Annotated in this window: 10 protein-coding genes; 7 read left to right on the top strand and 3 right to left on the bottom strand. The window is 70.4% G+C overall.

Features of this window, described 5'->3' with window-relative positions; genetic code table 11:
- Window positions 1-56 precede the first annotated feature (56 nt).
- Window positions 57-1175 (top strand): lipid II:glycine glycyltransferase FemX, encoded by a 1119-nt coding sequence (locus GPJ59_RS02260; RefSeq protein WP_219664635.1) that lies wholly within the window; start codon window positions 57-59, stop codon window positions 1173-1175.
- Between the two features lie 49 nt (window positions 1176-1224).
- Window positions 1225-2256 carry an alanine racemase gene (locus GPJ59_RS02255; RefSeq protein WP_219664634.1) on the top strand — a complete coding sequence of 344 codons (1032 nt, stop codon included), beginning with the start codon at window positions 1225-1227 and terminating at the stop codon, window positions 2254-2256.
- A 21-nt stretch (window positions 2257-2277) separates the two neighbouring features.
- On the opposite strand, the gene GPJ59_RS02250 is transcribed toward GPJ59_RS02255, so the two are convergent.
- Window positions 2278-3738 carry a glycosyltransferase family 87 protein gene (locus GPJ59_RS02250; RefSeq protein WP_219664633.1) on the bottom strand — a complete coding sequence of 487 codons (1461 nt, stop codon included), beginning with the start codon at window positions 3736-3738 and terminating at the stop codon, window positions 2278-2280.
- A 135-nt stretch (window positions 3739-3873) separates the two neighbouring features.
- The gene (locus GPJ59_RS02245; protein WP_219664632.1) at window positions 3874-6432 is read right to left on the bottom strand and encodes a transglycosylase domain-containing protein; all 2559 of its coding nucleotides are present in this window, start codon (window positions 6430-6432) and stop codon (window positions 3874-3876) included.
- A gap of 274 nt (window positions 6433-6706) precedes the next feature.
- On the opposite strand from GPJ59_RS02245, the gene GPJ59_RS02240 reads away from it, so the two are divergent.
- From GPJ59_RS02240 to GPJ59_RS02230, 3 genes are all read left to right on the top strand, one after another.
- Window positions 6707-7309 (top strand): PadR family transcriptional regulator, encoded by a 603-nt coding sequence (locus tag GPJ59_RS02240; protein WP_219664631.1) that lies wholly within the window; start codon window positions 6707-6709, stop codon window positions 7307-7309.
- Between the two features lie 50 nt (window positions 7310-7359).
- Window positions 7360-8442: an inositol-3-phosphate synthase gene (locus tag GPJ59_RS02235; RefSeq protein ID WP_219664630.1), complete on the top strand. Its 1083-nt coding sequence runs from the start codon at window positions 7360-7362 to the stop codon at window positions 8440-8442.
- A gap of 105 nt (window positions 8443-8547) precedes the next feature.
- Entirely contained in the window at window positions 8548-9810 is a 1263-nt protein-coding gene (locus GPJ59_RS02230; RefSeq protein WP_219664629.1) for an MFS transporter, read from the top strand.
- A 70-nt stretch (window positions 9811-9880) separates the two neighbouring features.
- Here the strand turns inward: GPJ59_RS02230 and GPJ59_RS02225 are convergent, their stop codons facing one another.
- Window positions 9881-11323, bottom strand: a complete 1443-nt coding sequence (locus GPJ59_RS02225; RefSeq protein ID WP_219664628.1) for a CCA tRNA nucleotidyltransferase — start codon at window positions 11321-11323, stop codon at window positions 9881-9883.
- A gap of 184 nt (window positions 11324-11507) precedes the next feature.
- Here GPJ59_RS02225 and GPJ59_RS02220 point away from each other — a divergent pair, with 184 nt between their 5' ends.
- Window positions 11508-13775: a DUF6049 family protein gene (locus GPJ59_RS02220; protein WP_219664627.1), complete on the top strand. Its 2268-nt coding sequence runs from the start codon at window positions 11508-11510 to the stop codon at window positions 13773-13775.
- Window positions 13776-13821: 46 nt separating this feature from the next.
- Window positions 13822-16002 (top strand): murein biosynthesis integral membrane protein MurJ, encoded by a 2181-nt coding sequence (murJ, locus tag GPJ59_RS02215; protein WP_219664626.1) that lies wholly within the window; start codon window positions 13822-13824, stop codon window positions 16000-16002.
- Window positions 16003-16020 lie beyond the last annotated feature (18 nt).

Here is a 16020-nt window from a genome sequence, read left to right as displayed (position 1 = left end):
TTGTCGCAGTAGGCTTCGCGCCATACCCAGCGAAGCCGCCGGAGGAGACGCCCCGCATGAGCCTGTCCCTGAGGACCATCAGCCGAGAGCAGCATCTGGCCTATCTCCAGAGCCTGCCCTCGGCGAGCCACTGCCAGGTCCCGGCATGGGCCGACGTGAAGAACGAGTGGCGCTCGGAGAACCTCGGATGGTTCGACGGCGCCGGTGAACTCGTCGGCGTCGCCCTGGTGCTGTACCGCCAGTTGCCCAAGGTCAAGCGTTACCTGGCCTACCTGCCCGAGGGCCCGGTCATCAACTGGTACGCCCCGAACCTGGAGGAGTGGCTCCAGCCGATGCTGGCGCACCTGAAGCAGCAGGGCGCCTTCACCGTGAAGATGGGTCCGCCCGTCGTCATCCGCCGCTGGAACGCGGCAGCCATCAAGTCCGGCATCCAGGACCCCGAGGTCAAGCGCCTGCGGGACGTGGAGGCCTCCCACATCGAGCCGCGCGCCTTCGAGGTGTCCGACAAGCTGCGCCGCATGGGCTGGCAGCAGGGCGAGGACGGCGGTGCCGGCTTCGGCGACGTGCAGCCGCGCTACGTCTTCCAGGTGCCGCTCGCCAACCGCTCGCTGGACGACGTCCTCAAGGGCTTCAACCAGCTGTGGCGACGCAACATCAAGAAGGCCGAGAAGGCCGGGGTCGAGGTCGTCCAGGGCGGCTACGAGGACCTGCCGGTGTGGCAGGAGCTGTACGAGGTCACCGCGGTGCGCGACAAGTTCCGCCCGCGCCCGCTCAGCTACTTCCAGCGCCAGTGGACGGCCCTCAACTCCGAGGACCCGAACCGGATGCGGCTGTACATCGCCAAGCACGAGGGCGAGCCGCTGGCCGCGGCGACGATGATCACGGTGGGCCAGCACGTCTGGTACTCCTACGGCGCCTCGGCCAACCACAAGCGCGAGGTCCGGCCGTCGAACGCGATGCAGTGGCGCATGCTCCGCGACGCGTACGCCCTCGGGGCCAGCGTCTACGACCTGCGCGGCATCAGTGACACCCTGGACGAGAACGACCACCTCTTCGGCCTGATCCAGTTCAAGGTCGGCACGGGCGGCGAGGCGGTCGAGTACGTCGGCGAGTGGGACTTCCCGCTCAACAAGCTGCTGCACAAGGCGCTCGACATCTACATGTCGCGCCGCTGATCCACGGATCACCGACCCCGCTGATATCGAGAAAGGTGCTGGACGGGCGATGGCGCTCACGCTCTACGTCGACACCGCGCGCTGGCGTGCGCACCAGAAGCAGGTGCTGGACCAGTTCCCGGGCATGATCCCGGTCTGCAAGGGCAACGGCTACGGCTTCGGCCACGAGCGGCTCGCGGAGGAGGCGACCCGGCTGGGCGCCGACGTCCTGGCGGTCGGCACCACGTACGAGGCCGCCAAGATCAAGGACATGTTCAGCGGCGACCTGCTGGTGCTCACCCCGTTCCGACGGGGTGAGGAACCGGTTCCGCTGCCCGACCGGGTCATCCGCTCGGTCTCCTCGGTGGACGGGGTCCACGGGCTGGTGGGCGCCCGCGTCGTCATCGAGTGCATGAGCTCGATGAAGCGGCACGGCGTCTCCGAGCAGGACCTGGGCCGGCTGCACGCGGCGATAGAGGACGTCCGTCTGGAGGGCTTCGCCCTGCACCTCCCGCTGGACCGCCCCGACGGCTCCGACGCCGTCGAGGAGGTCATCGGATGGATGGACCGGCTGCGCGCGGCCCGGCTGCCGCTGCACACCATGTTCGTCAGCCACCTGAAGGCCGATGACCAGGCGCGGCTCCAGCAGCAGTTCCCGCAGACCCGCTTCCGGGCCCGGATCGGCACCCGGCTGTGGCTGGGCGACCACGACTCGACCCAGTACCGGGGCACGGTGCTGGACGTCACCCGCGTCGCCAAGGGCGACCGGTTCGGCTACCGCCAGCAGAAGACCGCCTCCGACGGCTGGCTGGTCGTGGTGGCCGGCGGCACCTCGCACGGTGTGGGCCTGGAGGCCCCCAAGGCCCTGCACGGTGTGATGCCGCGGGCCAAGGGCGTCGCCCGGGCGGGCCTGGCCACGGTGAACCGGAACCTGTCCCCGTTCGTGTGGGCGGGCAAGCAGCGCTGGTTCGCCGAACCCCCGCACATGCAGGTGTCGATCCTCTTCGTGCCGTCGGACGCGACCGAGCCGAAGGTCGGCGACGAACTGGTGGCCCACCTGCGGCACACCACCACGCAGTTCGACCGGATGGTCGACGCCTGATCCGCCGCCGGTGCGAACCGGTCAGGGCCTGGGGTCCACGCCCCAGACCACCCGCTGTCCCTGCGAGGGCGCCGCTTCCTGCGGCGCCCTCGCGGCGCTTCCCAGGGCGAAGACGTCCTCGGCGCCGTCCAGGACGCCGCCGGAGGGGTCGTCGGAGCCGTCCCGGCGGACGACGTCCCGGTCGGGCCGCAGGACGTCGCGGACCACGACCGCGCACAGGTACAGGGTGCCGAGCAGATGCGCGGCGATCGCCACCTGGTAGCCCTCCACGGGCAGGCCCTGGTGCTTGTCCCCGCTGCTGGTGTAGGCGAGGTAGAACCAGATGCCCAGGAAGTAGACGACCTCGCAGGCCTGCCAGACCAGGAAGTCCCGCCAGCGGGGCCGGGCCAGCGCGGCCAGCGGGATCAGCCACAGCACGTACTGCGGTGAGTAGACCTTGTTGGTCAGGATGAAGACGGCCACGACCAGGAAGGCCAGCTGCGCGAAACGGGGCCGGCGCGGGGCGGTCAGGGCGAGCACACCGATCCCCGCACACAGCACGAGCATCAGCAGCGTGGCGTAGGTGTTGGCGTCCTGCAGCGGCAGCCCGGAACGCTGGGAGATCAGCAGCCACACGGAGCCGAAGTCGATGGGCCGCTCCTGGCTGAAGGTGTAGAACTTCGTCCACCCCTCCCACGCCAGGACCATGACGGGCAGGTTCACCACCAGCCAGGAGCCGGCGGCGCCGAGCGCCGCGGCCCCGAACTGGCGCCACTTCCCCGCCCGCCAGCACAGGACGAACAGCGGGCCCAGCAGGAGGACGGGATAGAGCTTGGCGGCCGTCGCCAGCCCGACGAGGATGCCGAAGGCCGGCGCACGGCCCCGGGACCACATGAGCATGGCGGCCGCGGTCAGGGCGATCGCCAGCAGGTCCCAGTTGATGGTCGCGGTCAGGGCGAAGGCGGGGGCCAGGGCGAACAGCAGCGCGTCCCAGGGGCGGCGGCGGTGGGTACGGGCGACGCACACGGCGATGACGGCGGCGCAGGCCATCAGCATGCCCGCGTTGACCATCCAGTAGATCTGCTCGCGGTGCTGCATGGTGCCGCCGCCCGGGGTGAGCCAGGAGGCGACCTCCATGAAGAGGCCGGTGAGGACCGGGTACTCCAGGTACTGCATGTCCCCGGGCAGCCGGTCGAAGTACGGCGTGAGGCCGTCGGCGAAGCCGCGTACGACGTACAGGTGCGGGATGTCGGAGTAGCAGGCGTGCGTGTACTGCGAGCCGGCGCCGCGGAACCACGCCCACTCGTAGCAGGGCAGCTTCTGCACCATGCCGAGGGCGAACATCCCGATCGCCACAAGGGCCACCACGCGGACCGGGTTCAGCCAGTGGCCGCCGAGCCGCGCGTACCGGCCCCAGGGGCCTCCGAGGAACTCGCTGCCGGCGGCCGCGACCTCGTCCTGCCGGGTCGGCTGTACGGGGTCGTCCTGGTGCACCTTCGTCATGCGCTCATCCTGCCGTACGGGGCTGTGAATGCGGGGGGTGTGACTGCCGGGGGTGGGAATGCCGGGTGTGGGAATGCGGTGAGGGCCGCCGCACCGTCACGTGCGGCGGCCCTCGTGGGTCCGGGGGGCGACGGCTCAGCCGCCGGCGCCCCAGATGCTGCCTCCCGACCGTCCGGGCTTGCCGCTGGTCGGGGAGCTGCTGGGCGACGGATCGCCGCTGGGTCCGTCGACGGTCCCGCCGTCCGTGGTCCCGCCGGTGCTCGTGCCACCCGTGGTCGGGTTGCAGTACAGCTCCCACGGCTTGCAGGGCTTGCCGCCCTTCGACGGGGAGGGGCTGGGCGACGGCGACATGCTCGGCGACGGGGAGACCGAGAGCGACGGGGACGGGGAGGGCGACGGGGTCGGGCTGGGAGCGCCCATGGCGTCGGCGATGACGCCGAGGTCCTCGGCGACGGGGAACTGCTTCACCGGCGCGCCCTTGAGCGCGGCCTTCATGTACTCCGTCCAGATCTCGGCGGGGATGTCACCACCGTGGATGGAGTCGACACCGCCCACGTTGTTCATGGACATCAGCGCCTTGTCCTGCGAATTGGGGTCGGTGCGGAAGAGCGTGACCGCGGTGGACAGCTCGGGGGTGTAGCCGACGAACCAGGCCGACTTGTTCTGGTCGGTGGTACCGGTCTTGCCGGCCGCCGGGCGGCCCAGCTTCTTGGCCTTGGTGCCGGTGCCGTTCTGGACGACGTTCTGCAGGACCTTCGTGACGTTGTCGGCGACGGAGTTGTCCATCGCCTTCTGTGCCTTCGGGGCCTCGAAGCCGGGGACCTCGTCGCCGTCCTTGACCACCTTGGTCACCGAGAACGGCTCGCGATGGGTGCCGGAGGCGGCGAAGGTGGCGTACGAGTCGGCCATGCGGATCGCGCTGGGGGTGGAGGTGCCGAGCGCGAACGAGGCGTTGTTGGCCGGGTCCATCGAGTCACGGAGGATGCCGGTGGACTCGGCGACCCTGCGGACCTTCTCGTGGCCGACGTCGAAGACGAGCTGGGCGAACGGCGTGTTGATGGACTTCTCCATCGCCTCGTTGAGGGTCACGTAGCCGTACTGGGTGGGGCTCTCGTTCTTCTGCTTGAAGGGCCTGCCCGAGCTGTCGCGCAGCGGGGTGCCGTTGCGGTCGTTGATGACGGTCTGGTCGTTGCCGTTGTACTTGCTGTCGGCGGACAGCGCCGCGCCCTTGGAGTTCTGGGTGCCGTACTGCATCGCCGCGGCCAGCACGTACGGCTTCCAGGTCGAGCCGACCGGGACACCGATGGTGTTGGCGTTGTTGCTGAAGTGCTTCTTGTCCCAGCCCGGACCGCCGTACAGGGCGACGATCGCGCCGGACTTGACGTCCACGGAGGCCGCGCCGAACTGCACGTGGGTGTCGTACTCGGGGCGCTTCTTCTCGTCCAGGAAGTCGTTGCGGATGTCGTCGACCGCCTTGGACATGGCCTCCACCTTCTGCTTGTCGAAGGTGGTCCAGATCTGGTAGCCGCCCCGGGCCATCTGCTCGGCGGTGATGTTCTTGGTCTTCATCACGTACTGCTTGGCGGTCTCGACCAGGTAGCCGGTCTGGCCGGCCATGGAGCGGGCCTGCTCGGAGTCGATGCGCTGGGGGAAGTCCTTGTACTGGGCCCGCTCGGCCGCCGTCATCCGGCCGACCTCGACCTCGCGGTCCAGCACCCACGCCCAGCGCTGCCTGGCCCGCTTGTCGTTGGCCTCGGGCGTGGCCGCGTTGCCGATGCCGCCGTCCGGGTTGTACAGGTTGGGGCCCTTGAGCAGGGATGCGAGGAAGGCGCTCTCGGAGGGGTTGAGGTCCTTGCAGTCCTTGCCGAAGTAGGCACGGGCCGCCGCCTGGATGCCGTAGGCGTCACGGCCGTAGTAGGCGGTGTTGAGGTAGCCGGCGAGAATCTCGTCCTTCTCCTCGGACACGCCCAGCTTTATCGAGATGAAGAGCTCCGTGACCTTCCGCTTGAGCGTCTGCTCGGAGTCGAGGTAGGTGTTCTTCACGTACTGCTGGGTGATGGTCGAGCCGCCCTGGGTCGAGCCGCCCCTGGCCATGTTGAAGACGGCCCGGGCGATACCCATCGGGTCGACGCCCTTGTCGGTCTCGAAGGACTCGTTCTCGGCGGCGATCACGGCGTTCTGCATCGACTTGGGGATCTTGTCGATGCCCACGATCTGCCGGTTGGTGCTGCCGCCGGTGGCGGCCATCTGCTCGCCGTTCGCCCAGTAGAAGACGTTGTTCTGCGCCTTGGCGGCCAGGTTCGGGTCCGGCTTGCCCACCATGGCGATGCCGATGCCGGCCCCGGCCGTGATGATCGCGAAGAAGCCCAGCGCGGAGCCCGAGACGAGCTTCCAGGAGGGCACGAAGCGCTTCCAGCCGTCCCTGTCGGCCCGCGGGTAGTTGATCAGCCGGCTCTTTCCGGGGCGGCCGGCCGCCGCTCCGGATCCGCGGCCGCGGCCGCCGCCGGAGCCGCGCGGCGCGGCTCTGCGGGCCCCGGCACGGCCGCCGGGCGGTCCGTATCCCTCACTGGGTGAAGCGGTCGGGACATCATGTCCGGCCGCGGCGCCCCGTCCTGGGCGCTGCTGGGCGGCCCGGCGGGCCGCTGCGCGGCCGCCACCGGGCGACTGCGGCGGTTTGCGGCGGTGCTCGCTCATGGAACGACTACTCCTCGGGCAGGCGCTTTGCCTGGCGGCGGCGGATTCCGGTTCCCCCCGGTGTCATGGCGCACAGACTACGCACGCTCAAAACCCAACCTCTGCCGAAGTTCACCCCAAATCAGGCACTTCGCCTCGTACGAATTGGTGATGTGACACCGGTCACCACACCAGACCTTGCTGGTGCAGGCCCCCCGTTCTATCGTCTGGATGTATCGAGTCGATACATCAGCTCGACATAATGGACTCTGGGGGCGGGGGTGGAAGAGGGCGGATGAGCAGACGCTCCGGCATCCTCGAGTTCGCCGTCCTCGGCCTGCTTCGCGAATCCCCCATGCACGGGTACGAACTGCGCAAGCGGCTCAACACCTCGCTGGGGGTGTTCCGGGCGTTCAGCTACGGAACGCTCTACCCCTGCCTCAAGACGCTGGTCGCGAACGGCTGGTTGATCGAAGAGCCCGGCAGCGCCCCGGAGGACGCTCTCGCCGCTTCACTCTCAGGGCGCCGAGCCAAGATCGTCTACCGGTTGACGGCGGCGGGCAAGCAGCACTTCGAAGAGCTCCTGTCGCACACCGGCCCCGACACCTGGGAAGACGAGTCCTTCGCCGCCCGCTTCGCCTTCTTCGGCCAGACCGAACGAGAAGTCCGCATGCGGGTCCTGGAGGGCCGCCGCAGCAGGCTGGAGGAGCGCCTCGAGAAGATGCGCGCCTCGCTCGCCCGCACGCGCGAGCGCCTCGACGACTACACGCTTGAGCTGCAGCGGCACGGAATGGAGTCCGTGGAGCGCGAAGTGCGCTGGCTGAACGAGCTCATTGAGAGCGAGCGGGCGGGGAGGGACCAGAGACGTCCCGGCCCGCCCGACGAAACCGCAAAATGAGGCCCTGCACCTCGCAGGCCTCGTCCGAGAACAAACAGGGAGCAACCGGAATGGGTTCGGTTCGCGTAGCCATTGTCGGCGTGGGCAACTGCGCCGCGTCGCTGGTGCAGGGCGTCGAGTACTACAAGGACGCCGACCCGGCGACCAAGGTCCCGGGCCTGATGCACGTCCAGTTCGGCGACTACCACGTCCGTGACGTCGAGTTCGTCGCCGCGTTCGACGTGGACGCGAAGAAGGTCGGTCTCGACCTCTCCGACGCCATCGGCGCCAGCGAGAACAACACCATCAAGATCTGCGACGTGCCGGCCACCGGTGTGACCGTCCAGCGCGGCCACACCCTCGACGGCCTGGGCAAGTACTACCGCGCCACCATCGAGGAGTCCCCCGAGGCTCCCGTGGACGTGGTCCAGGTCCTCAAGGACAAGCAGGTCGACGTTCTGGTCTGCTACCTGCCCGTGGGCTCCGAGGACGCGGCGAAGTTCTACGCGCAGTGCGCCATCGACGCCAAGGTCGCCTTCGTCAACGCCCTCCCGGTCTTCATCGCCGGCACCAAGGAGTGGGCGGACAAGTTCACCGAGGCCGGCGTGCCGATCGTCGGTGACGACATCAAGTCCCAGGTCGGCGCGACCATCACGCACCGCGTGATGGCCAAGCTGTTCGAGGACCGCGGCGTCCGCCTCGAGCGCACCATGCAGCTCAACGTCGGCGGCAACATGGACTTCAAGAACATGCTCGAGCGCGAGCGCCTCGAGTCGAAGAAGATCTCGAAGACCCAGTCCGTCACCTCGCAGATCCGCGACCGCGAGCTGGGCGAGAACAACGTCCACATCGGCCCGTCCGACTACGTCGCGTGGCTCGACGACCGCAAGTGGGCCTACGTCCGCCTCGAGGGCCGCGCCTTCGGTGACGTCCCGCTGAACCTGGAGTACAAGCTCGAGGTCTGGGACTCCCCGAACTCCGCCGGTGTCATCATCGACGCCCTGCGCGCCGCGAAGATCGCCAAGGACCGGGGCATCGGTGGCCCGATCCTCTCCGCGTCCTCGTACTTCATGAAGTCCCCGCCGGTCCAGTACTTCGACGACGAGGCCCTGGCCAACGTCGAGAAGTTCATCAAGGGCGAGGTCGAGCGCTAAACAGCGCCCCAGGGTGTCCCCGACACCCGGACTTCGGCTGTTCTTCCGCGGAGGGTCCCCGGGCAATCTGCCCGGGGACCCTCCGCGTATGTGACCCTTGCCCACATGCCTGTCGTACGTGATCTGCGCGTACTCCTGCGCCTGCGGGACTTCCGCAACCTGCTTGCCGTGCGACTGCTCTCCCAGGCCGCCGACGGCGTCTACCAGGTCTCGCTCGCCACCTACGTGGTCTTCTCCCCGGAGAAGCAGGCCACCCCCGCGGGCATCGCCTCGGCCATGGCCGTCCTGCTCCTGCCCTACTCGGCGATCGGGCCGTTCGCCGGGGTCCTGCTGGACCGCTGGCGGCGCCGCCAGGTTCTCCTCTACGGCAACCTGCTGCGGGCCCTCCTCGCCTGCGCCACCGGCGTGCTGATCGTCGTCCACGTCCCGGACTGGCTCTTCTACGCCTCCGCGTTGTCCGTGACCGCCGTCAACCGCTTCGTCCTGGCCGGCCTGGCCGCGTCCCTGCCCCGGGTCGTCGCCGCCGACCAGCTCGTCACGGCCAATGCCCTCTCACCCACCGCGGGGACCCTCGCCGCGACCGCCGGCGGCGGGCTGGCCTTCCTCGTGCGGCTGACCGCCGCCGGCTCCGACGCCCTGGTCGTCCTCCTGGGCGCCGCCCTCTACCTGTGCGCCGCCCTGGTCTCGCTGCGGCTGGCCGCCGGGCTCCTCGGCCCCGACCACCCTCCCGGGCACCGTCCCCCCTCGCTGGCCGAGGGCGTCGTCGTGACGGTGCGCGGCATGGTCGAGGGACTGCGGCACCTGTCCGAGCGCCGGGAGGCCGCCCACGCGCTGGCCGCGATGACCGTGATGCGGTTCTGCTACGGGGCCCTGACGGTGATGCTCCTGATGCTGTGCCGCTACGCCTGGTCGGAGAGCGAGGAAGAGGGCCTGGCCCTGCTGGGGCTGGCCGTGGGGGCCTCCGGAGCCGGATTCCTCATGGCGGCGGCCGTCACCCCCTGGGGCGTGCAGCGGCTCGGCACCCGGGGCTGGATCACCGCGTGCGCCGCGGGGGCGGCGGTCCTGGTGCCGGCACTGGGCCTGTTCCTCGCCCCCGGGCCGATGCTGGTCGCCGCCTTCGCCCTCGGGCTCGCCACCCAGGGCGCCAAGATCTCCACCGACACGGTCGTGCAGTTCCGGATCGACGACGACTACCGCGGCCGGGTGTTCTCCGTCTACGACGTGCTGTTCAACGCGTCCTTCGTCGCGGCGGCAGCGGTGGCCGCGCTCATGCTGCCTCCCGACGGGAGGTCCGTGGCCCTGCTCCTGAGTGTGACGGCCCTCTACGCCGCGACCGCCGCGGTCCTGGGCAAGCGCCCTCGGGGATAGCCGAAGGGCGTCGATGTTTCACGTGAAACATGCCGTGAAACGTCGACGCCCTTCAGCTGCCCCGGCGGCCTCAGCCCTGGGCCGCCCACCACTCCTTGAGGGCTGCCACCGCGGCGTCGTACCCCATCGGGCCGTGCTCCAGCCGCTGGTCGAGGAGGAAGGCGTAGGCCTTGCCGACCACCGGGCCGGGGCCGACGCCCAGCACCTTCATGATCTCGTTGCCGTCCAGGTCGGGCCGGATCGCATCCAGCTCCTCCTGCTCCTTCAGCTGCGCGATCCGCTGCTCCAGGCCGTCGTAGGTCCGCGAGAGGGCGTTGGCCTTGCGCTTGTTGCGCGTGGTGCAGTCCGAGCGGGTCAGCTTGTGGAGGCGCTCCAGCAGATGACCGGCGTCGCGCACGTAGCGGCGCACGGCCGAGTCGGTCCACTCGCCGTCGCCGTAGCCGTGGAAGCGCAGGTGCAGCTCCACCAGCCGGGAGACGTCCTTGATCATCTCGTTGGAGTACTTCAGCGCGGTCATGCGCTTCTTGGTCATCTTCGCGCCCACCACCTCGTGGTGGTGGAAGGAGACCCGGCCGTCGCTCTCGAACCGGCGGGTGCGGGGCTTGCCGATGTCGTGCAGCAGGGCGGCCAGCCGCAGCACCAGGTCGGGGCCGGCCTCCTCCAGGTCGATCGCCTGCTCCAGCACGATCAGCGAGTGGTCGTAGACGTCCTTGTGCCGGTGGTGCTCGTCGCTCTCCAGCCGCAGCGCGGGCAGCTCGGGCAGCACATGGGCGGCCAGCCCGGAGTCGACGAGCAGCGCCAGGCCCTTGCGGGGGTGCGCGGACAGCAGGAGCTTGTTCAGCTCCGCCTGGACCCGCTCGGCCGAGACGATCTCGATCCGGTCGGCCATCGCCGTCATGGCCTCGACCACCTCGGGGGCGACCTCGAAGTCGAGCTGCGCGGCGAACCGGGCCGCGCGCATCATGCGCAGCGGGTCGTCGGAGAAGGAGTCCTCCGGGGTACCGGGGGTCCGCAGGACGCGGGCGTCCAGGTCCTGGAGGCCGCCGTGGGGATCGATGAACTCCTGCTCCGGGAGCGCCAGCGCCATCGCGTTGACCGTGAAGTCCCGACGGACGAGGTCCTCCTCGATGGAGTCGCCGTAGGACACCTCGGGCTTGCGCGAGGTGCGGTCGTACGCCTCCGACCGGTAGGTGGTGACCTCGATCAGGAAGCCGTCCTTCTGGCAGCCGATCGTGCCGAAGGCGATGCCCACGTCCCACACCGACTCCGCCCAGGGGCGAACGATCTTCAGGACGTCCTCGGGCCGCGCGTCGGTGGTGAAGTCGAGGTCGTTGCCGAGACGGCCGAGCAGGGCGTCACGGACGGAGCCGCCGACCAGGGCCAGGCGGAAGCCCGCCTCCTGGAACCTGCGGCCGAGCTCGTCGGCGACGGGGGCGACCCGCAGCAGCTCGCTCACGGCGTGGTGCTGCGCGTGATCGAGGGCACGGGCATTGTCTTCGTTGGCGTTCGGCACAACAGAAGAGGGTACGTGGCCCGCCCACCTCGGGCGTCCCGGTTTACGGCGACCCCGGTAGGTCCCGCGGCCGGGGCTGACCGATCATGTGGAGCAAGGTGCGGCACTCGCGCACAGTGCGCCTCGTTACCATGCGTGGACGCACAAACGACGACCACTGACACTTCGAGGGACGGGCGAGCGCGTGGCCGACGCGGCAGACATCCAGGGGACACCCCCCGCTCCCGCGCGCCGCCGCTGGCTGCGACGCACGGTCGTTCTGCTGGCCGGCACCCCCGTACTCGCCGCTTTGATCTACGCGCCGGCCCAGCCTGCCCGGGCCGCCCAGTCCGGGTCCGGCACCGTCGACGTGCAGCTGGACACCCTGACCCCCAGCGCGCCGGTCAAGGGCGACACGCTCACCATCTCCGGCAGCGTCGTCAACAACGGCCGCGAGACGATCACGGACGCGCACGTGGGTCTGCGGGTCGGCCCCCTGCTCACCGACCGGGACGCCATAGACGAGGTCGCCGAACGGACCGAGTACCGGCCCGGCAGCGACCCCAAGGAGATCGACCCGGCGTTCGCCGTGAAGTTCCCCACCCTGCCCTCGAAGGTCAGGCAGGAGTTCACGCTCAAGGTCCCGGTCAACAAGCTGGAGCTCGACAAGGACGGCGTCTACCAGCTCGGCGTCTCCGTCTCCGGGACCGGCGCCCGCTCCTCCGAGCAGGTCCTGGGCATCGAGCGGACCTTCCTGCCCTGGCAGCCGGAGACCGCCGGCAAGCGCTCCCACCTCAGCTACGTCTGGCCGCTGATCTCCACCACCCACCTGACCGCGGAGACCGGCTCGGACGAGACCCAGACGCCCGTCTTCGAGGACGACGACCTCGCCGCCGAGCTGGCGCCGGGCGGCCGCCTGGGACGGATGGTCACGCTCGGCAAGGAGCTCCCGGTCACCTGGGTCATCGACCCCGACCTGCTCTACACGGTCGACGCGATGACCAAGGGCTACCGGGTGCGCACCCCCGACGGCCGCAAGGTCCCCGGCCGGAACAAGGCAGTCGCCGAGCAGTGGCTGAGCTCGCTGGAGGCGGCTGTCCAGGGCAAGAAGGTCGTCGCCCTGCCGTTCGCCGACCCCGACCTCGCCTCGCTCGCGCACCGCGGCAAGGACGTCTCGGGCACCCTGGGCCAGCTGCGGCCCGCCACCGACAAGGCGAAGCAGGCGGTCGAGACCGTCCTGCACGTCACCCCCTCCACCGACTTCTCCTGGCCGGTGAACGGCGCCGTCGACCCGGCGATCGTCAACGTCGCCACCTCGGCCGGCGCCCACAACGTCCTCACCCGCAGCGACAGCCTCCAGGAGGCCGGCGGCCTCGGCTACACCCCGTCGGCGGCCCGCCCCATCGGCGCGGGAGCCACTGCCGTCGTCGCCGACGCCCGGCTGTCCACCGCCTTCGACGGCGACATGCTGTCCGCCGGCAGTTCCGTCCTCGCGGTGCAGAAGTTCCTGGCCCAGAGCCTCGCGCTGAACCTGCAGCCCACCGACCAGCAGCGCAGCTTCGTCGTCGCCCCCCAGCGGACGCCCTCCCTCAGCCAGGTCGAGACGATGGCCGCGGCCCTGCGCGGCCTGCAGGCCGGCCGCTGGACCCAGCCGCAGGACCTGGAGGCGGCGGCCGCCGCCAAGCCCGACCCGGGCGCCACCACCCAGGTTCCCGGCGCCGGCCAGTACCCCGAGGACCTGCGCAAGCAGGAGCTGCCGCAGTCCGCCTTCGAGAAGATCCGCAGCACCCAGAACACTCTGGACCACTTCAAGGTGATCCTCTCCGCCCCGGACCGGGTCGAGATCCCCTTCGGCAACACCACCAACCGGGAGATGTCCACCTCCTGGCGGGGCCGCCCGCAGGAGGCGCGGCAGTACCGGGACTCCGTCCAGCAGTACCTGATCGGTCTCACCGAACGGGTCCAGCTGATCCCGAAGACCGACGCCACCCTCTCCGGGCACAGCGCGACCATCCCCGTCACGGTCAAGAACGGGCTGGTCCAGGACGTCCACGGGCTCGTCCTGCGGGTGAAGTCCGCCAACCCCACCCGCCTGATGTTCGGCGACAGCGGCGAGGACGAGCAGGACGTCACCGTCCAGGCCCAGCACAGCCAGACCCTGAAGTTCACCGCCAACGCCACCGCGAGCGGCCCGGTCGAGGTCACCGCGCAGCTCTACACCAAGGACGGCGTGCCTTACGGCAAGGAGCGCCGCTTCACCGTCGAGGCCACCGAGATCACCCCGACCGTGATGTTCGTCATCGCAGGCGGCATGCTTCTCCTCGTCCTGGCAGGCATCAAGATGTATGCCAGCCGCAAGCGCGTCGCGGCACGCGCCGCCGCCGAGGACACGCAGCAGCAGAGTGACGAGACACCGGACACCGGAGCGCAAAGCGACGGCACGTCCGGCCCGGGTGAGACAGTGGACCGTTGAGCGATGCCGTGGCCGGTCGGCCTGGGGACGATGAGGTGGGGTTTCGATGAACGCGCCGTACGACGGTGACCGTGCGCAGGGCGCTGGCGTGCCCGCGCCCTCCCAGGGGACGGCCCCGCCCCCGGGGCCCGGACAGGTGCCCCCGCCGGCCCCCGCGCCGGACCACGACCCGTACGTCCAGGACGCCTACCACCGCGACCCCTACCGGGCGCAGGACCTGTCCGCCCAGGACCCGGTCGGCGAGGCGCTCTACGACCGGGCCGCGCACCCCCCGCCGCCGCCCGGCACCTACCAGGAGGGCGGATCGCTCTACGCGGCTCCCGCCGCCCCCGGCTACGCCCCCGACGCCCGGGTCTGGGCCCAGACCCCGCCGCCCGAGCCCGACGGCCCCTCCCGCCACCTGCCGTACGGCGACCGCCCCGCGACCACCCAGTACGTCGGCGTCGACTCGCTCGTGACCGGCGCGGCCGAGGAGGAGGACGGGCCGGACGCCTTCGCCCACCTGTACCGGGACCAGCAGGCCGCACCCCGGACCCCTGCCGAGGAGGCCCCGGCCCCCGTCCCCGCGGTCCCCGCGCCCGCCAAGCCGGCGGGCAAGGCGGCGAGCCTGCTCAAGTCCAGCGCCCTGATGGCGGCCGGCACGATCGTCTCCCGCATCACCGGCTTCCTGCGCACCCTCGTGATCGCCGCCGCGATCGGTGTCGGCACCTTCAACGACACCTACCAGATCGCCAACACGCTGCCCACGATGATCTACGTGCTGGTCGGCGGCGGCGCCCTGAACGCGGTCTTCATCCCCCAGCTCGTGCGGGCGATGAAGAACGACGACGACGGGGGAGAGGCCTACGCCAACCGGCTGCTGACCCTCGTGGTGGTCCTGCTGGCCGCGATCACCACGATCTGTGTGCTCGCGGCGCCGCTGTTCATCACGATGATGTCGCCGAAGCTCGCCTCCGACCCGGACCAGATGGAAGTGGCGACGGCGTTCGCCCGCTACTGCCTGCCGACCATGTTCTTCATGGGCGTGCACGTGGTCCTCGGCCAGATCCTCAACGCCCGCGGCCGCTTCGGCGCGATGATGTGGACCCCCGTCCTCAACAACATCGTCGTGATCGCCACCTTCGGCGCCTTCATCTGGGCCTTCGGCGGCTTCACCACCTCCGGGGTCAGCAGCGCCACCGTCACCCCCGAGGGCGTGCGCCTGCTGGGCCTGGGCACCCTGCTCGGCCTGACCGTCCAGGCCCTGGCGATGCTGCCCTACCTGCGGGACGCCGGCTTCCGTCCGCGCCTGCGCTTCGACTGGCGCGGTCACGGCCTCGGCAAGGCCGCCCGCCTGGCCAAGTGGACCTTCTTCTTCGTCCTGGCCAACCAGATCGGCCTCGTCGTCGTCACCCAGCTCGCCACCTGGGCAGGCTCCCTCGCCGAGAAGCAGGGCCACCCCGGCACCGGTATCACCGCCTACAACTACGCGCTGCTGCTGTGGCAGATGCCGCAGGCCATCATCACCGTGTCCGTCATGACGGCCGTCCTGCCCCGCATCTCCCGCTCGGCGCACGACGGGGACGCCGCCGCCGTCCGCGACGACATCTCCTACGGCCTGCGCACCTCGGCCGTCGCCATCGTGCCCTGCGCCTTCGCGTTCCTCGCGCTCGGCGTGCCCATGGCCACCCTGCTGTACGCCGGCTCCGGCTCCGGCGCCCAGAACATCGGCTACGTGCTGATGGCCTTCGGCCTCGGCCTCATCCCGTACTCCGTCCAGTACGTCGTCCTGCGCGGCTTCTACGCCTACGAGGACACCCGGACGCCCTTCTACAACACGGTGATCGTCGCCGGCGTCAACGCCGCCGTCTCCGCGGCGGCCTTCTTCGTGCTTCCCTCGCGCTGGGCGGTCGTCGGCATGGCCGCCGCCTACGGCCTCGGCTACGCGGTCGGCGTCGGTGTCGCCTGGCGTCGCCTGCGCACCCGCCTGGGTGGCGACCTCGACGGCTCCCGCGTGATCCGCACCTACGCCCGGCTCGCCGGGGCCTGTGTGCCGGCCGCCCTGGTGGCCGGCGCGGCCGCGTACGGCATCACCCGGCTGCTGGGCAGCGGAGCTCTCGGTTCCGCCGCCTCCCTCGCCGCCGGCGGCATCCTCCTCGCCGCCGTCTTCCTCGCCGCCGCCAAGCGGATGCGGATCGAAGAACTCAACGCGATGGTCGGCATGGTGCGCGGACGTCTGGGGCGCTGATGCGCACAACCATCGCCA

The sequence above is a fragment of the Streptomyces bambusae genome, assembly GCF_019400985.1.
Lineage (GTDB): Bacteria > Actinomycetota > Actinomycetes > Streptomycetales > Streptomycetaceae > Streptomyces > Streptomyces bambusae_A.
Note: the sequence above shows the minus strand (reverse complement) of the source record. Positions and strands in the feature narration are given on the sequence as shown.

What these genes read in the sequence shown, in the direction of transcription:
- GPJ59_RS02260 (WP_219664635.1), top strand. Translation starts at nt 57, where the DNA reads ATGAGCCTGTCCCTGAGGACCATCAGCCGAGAGCAGCATCTGGCCTAT.
- GPJ59_RS02255 (WP_219664634.1), top strand. Translation starts at nt 1,225, where the DNA reads ATGGCGCTCACGCTCTACGTCGACACCGCGCGCTGGCGTGCGCACCAG.
- GPJ59_RS02250 (WP_219664633.1), bottom strand. Translation starts at nt 3,738, where the DNA reads ATGACGAAGGTGCACCAGGACGACCCCGTACAGCCGACCCGGCAGGAC.
- GPJ59_RS02245 (WP_219664632.1), bottom strand. Translation starts at nt 6,432, where the DNA reads ATGAGCGAGCACCGCCGCAAACCGCCGCAGTCGCCCGGTGGCGGCCGC.
- GPJ59_RS02240 (WP_219664631.1), top strand. Translation starts at nt 6,707, where the DNA reads ATGAGCAGACGCTCCGGCATCCTCGAGTTCGCCGTCCTCGGCCTGCTT.
- GPJ59_RS02235 (WP_219664630.1), top strand. Translation starts at nt 7,360, where the DNA reads ATGGGTTCGGTTCGCGTAGCCATTGTCGGCGTGGGCAACTGCGCCGCG.
- GPJ59_RS02230 (WP_219664629.1), top strand. Translation starts at nt 8,548, where the DNA reads ATGCCTGTCGTACGTGATCTGCGCGTACTCCTGCGCCTGCGGGACTTC.
- murJ (WP_219664626.1), top strand. Translation starts at nt 13,822, where the DNA reads ATGAACGCGCCGTACGACGGTGACCGTGCGCAGGGCGCTGGCGTGCCC.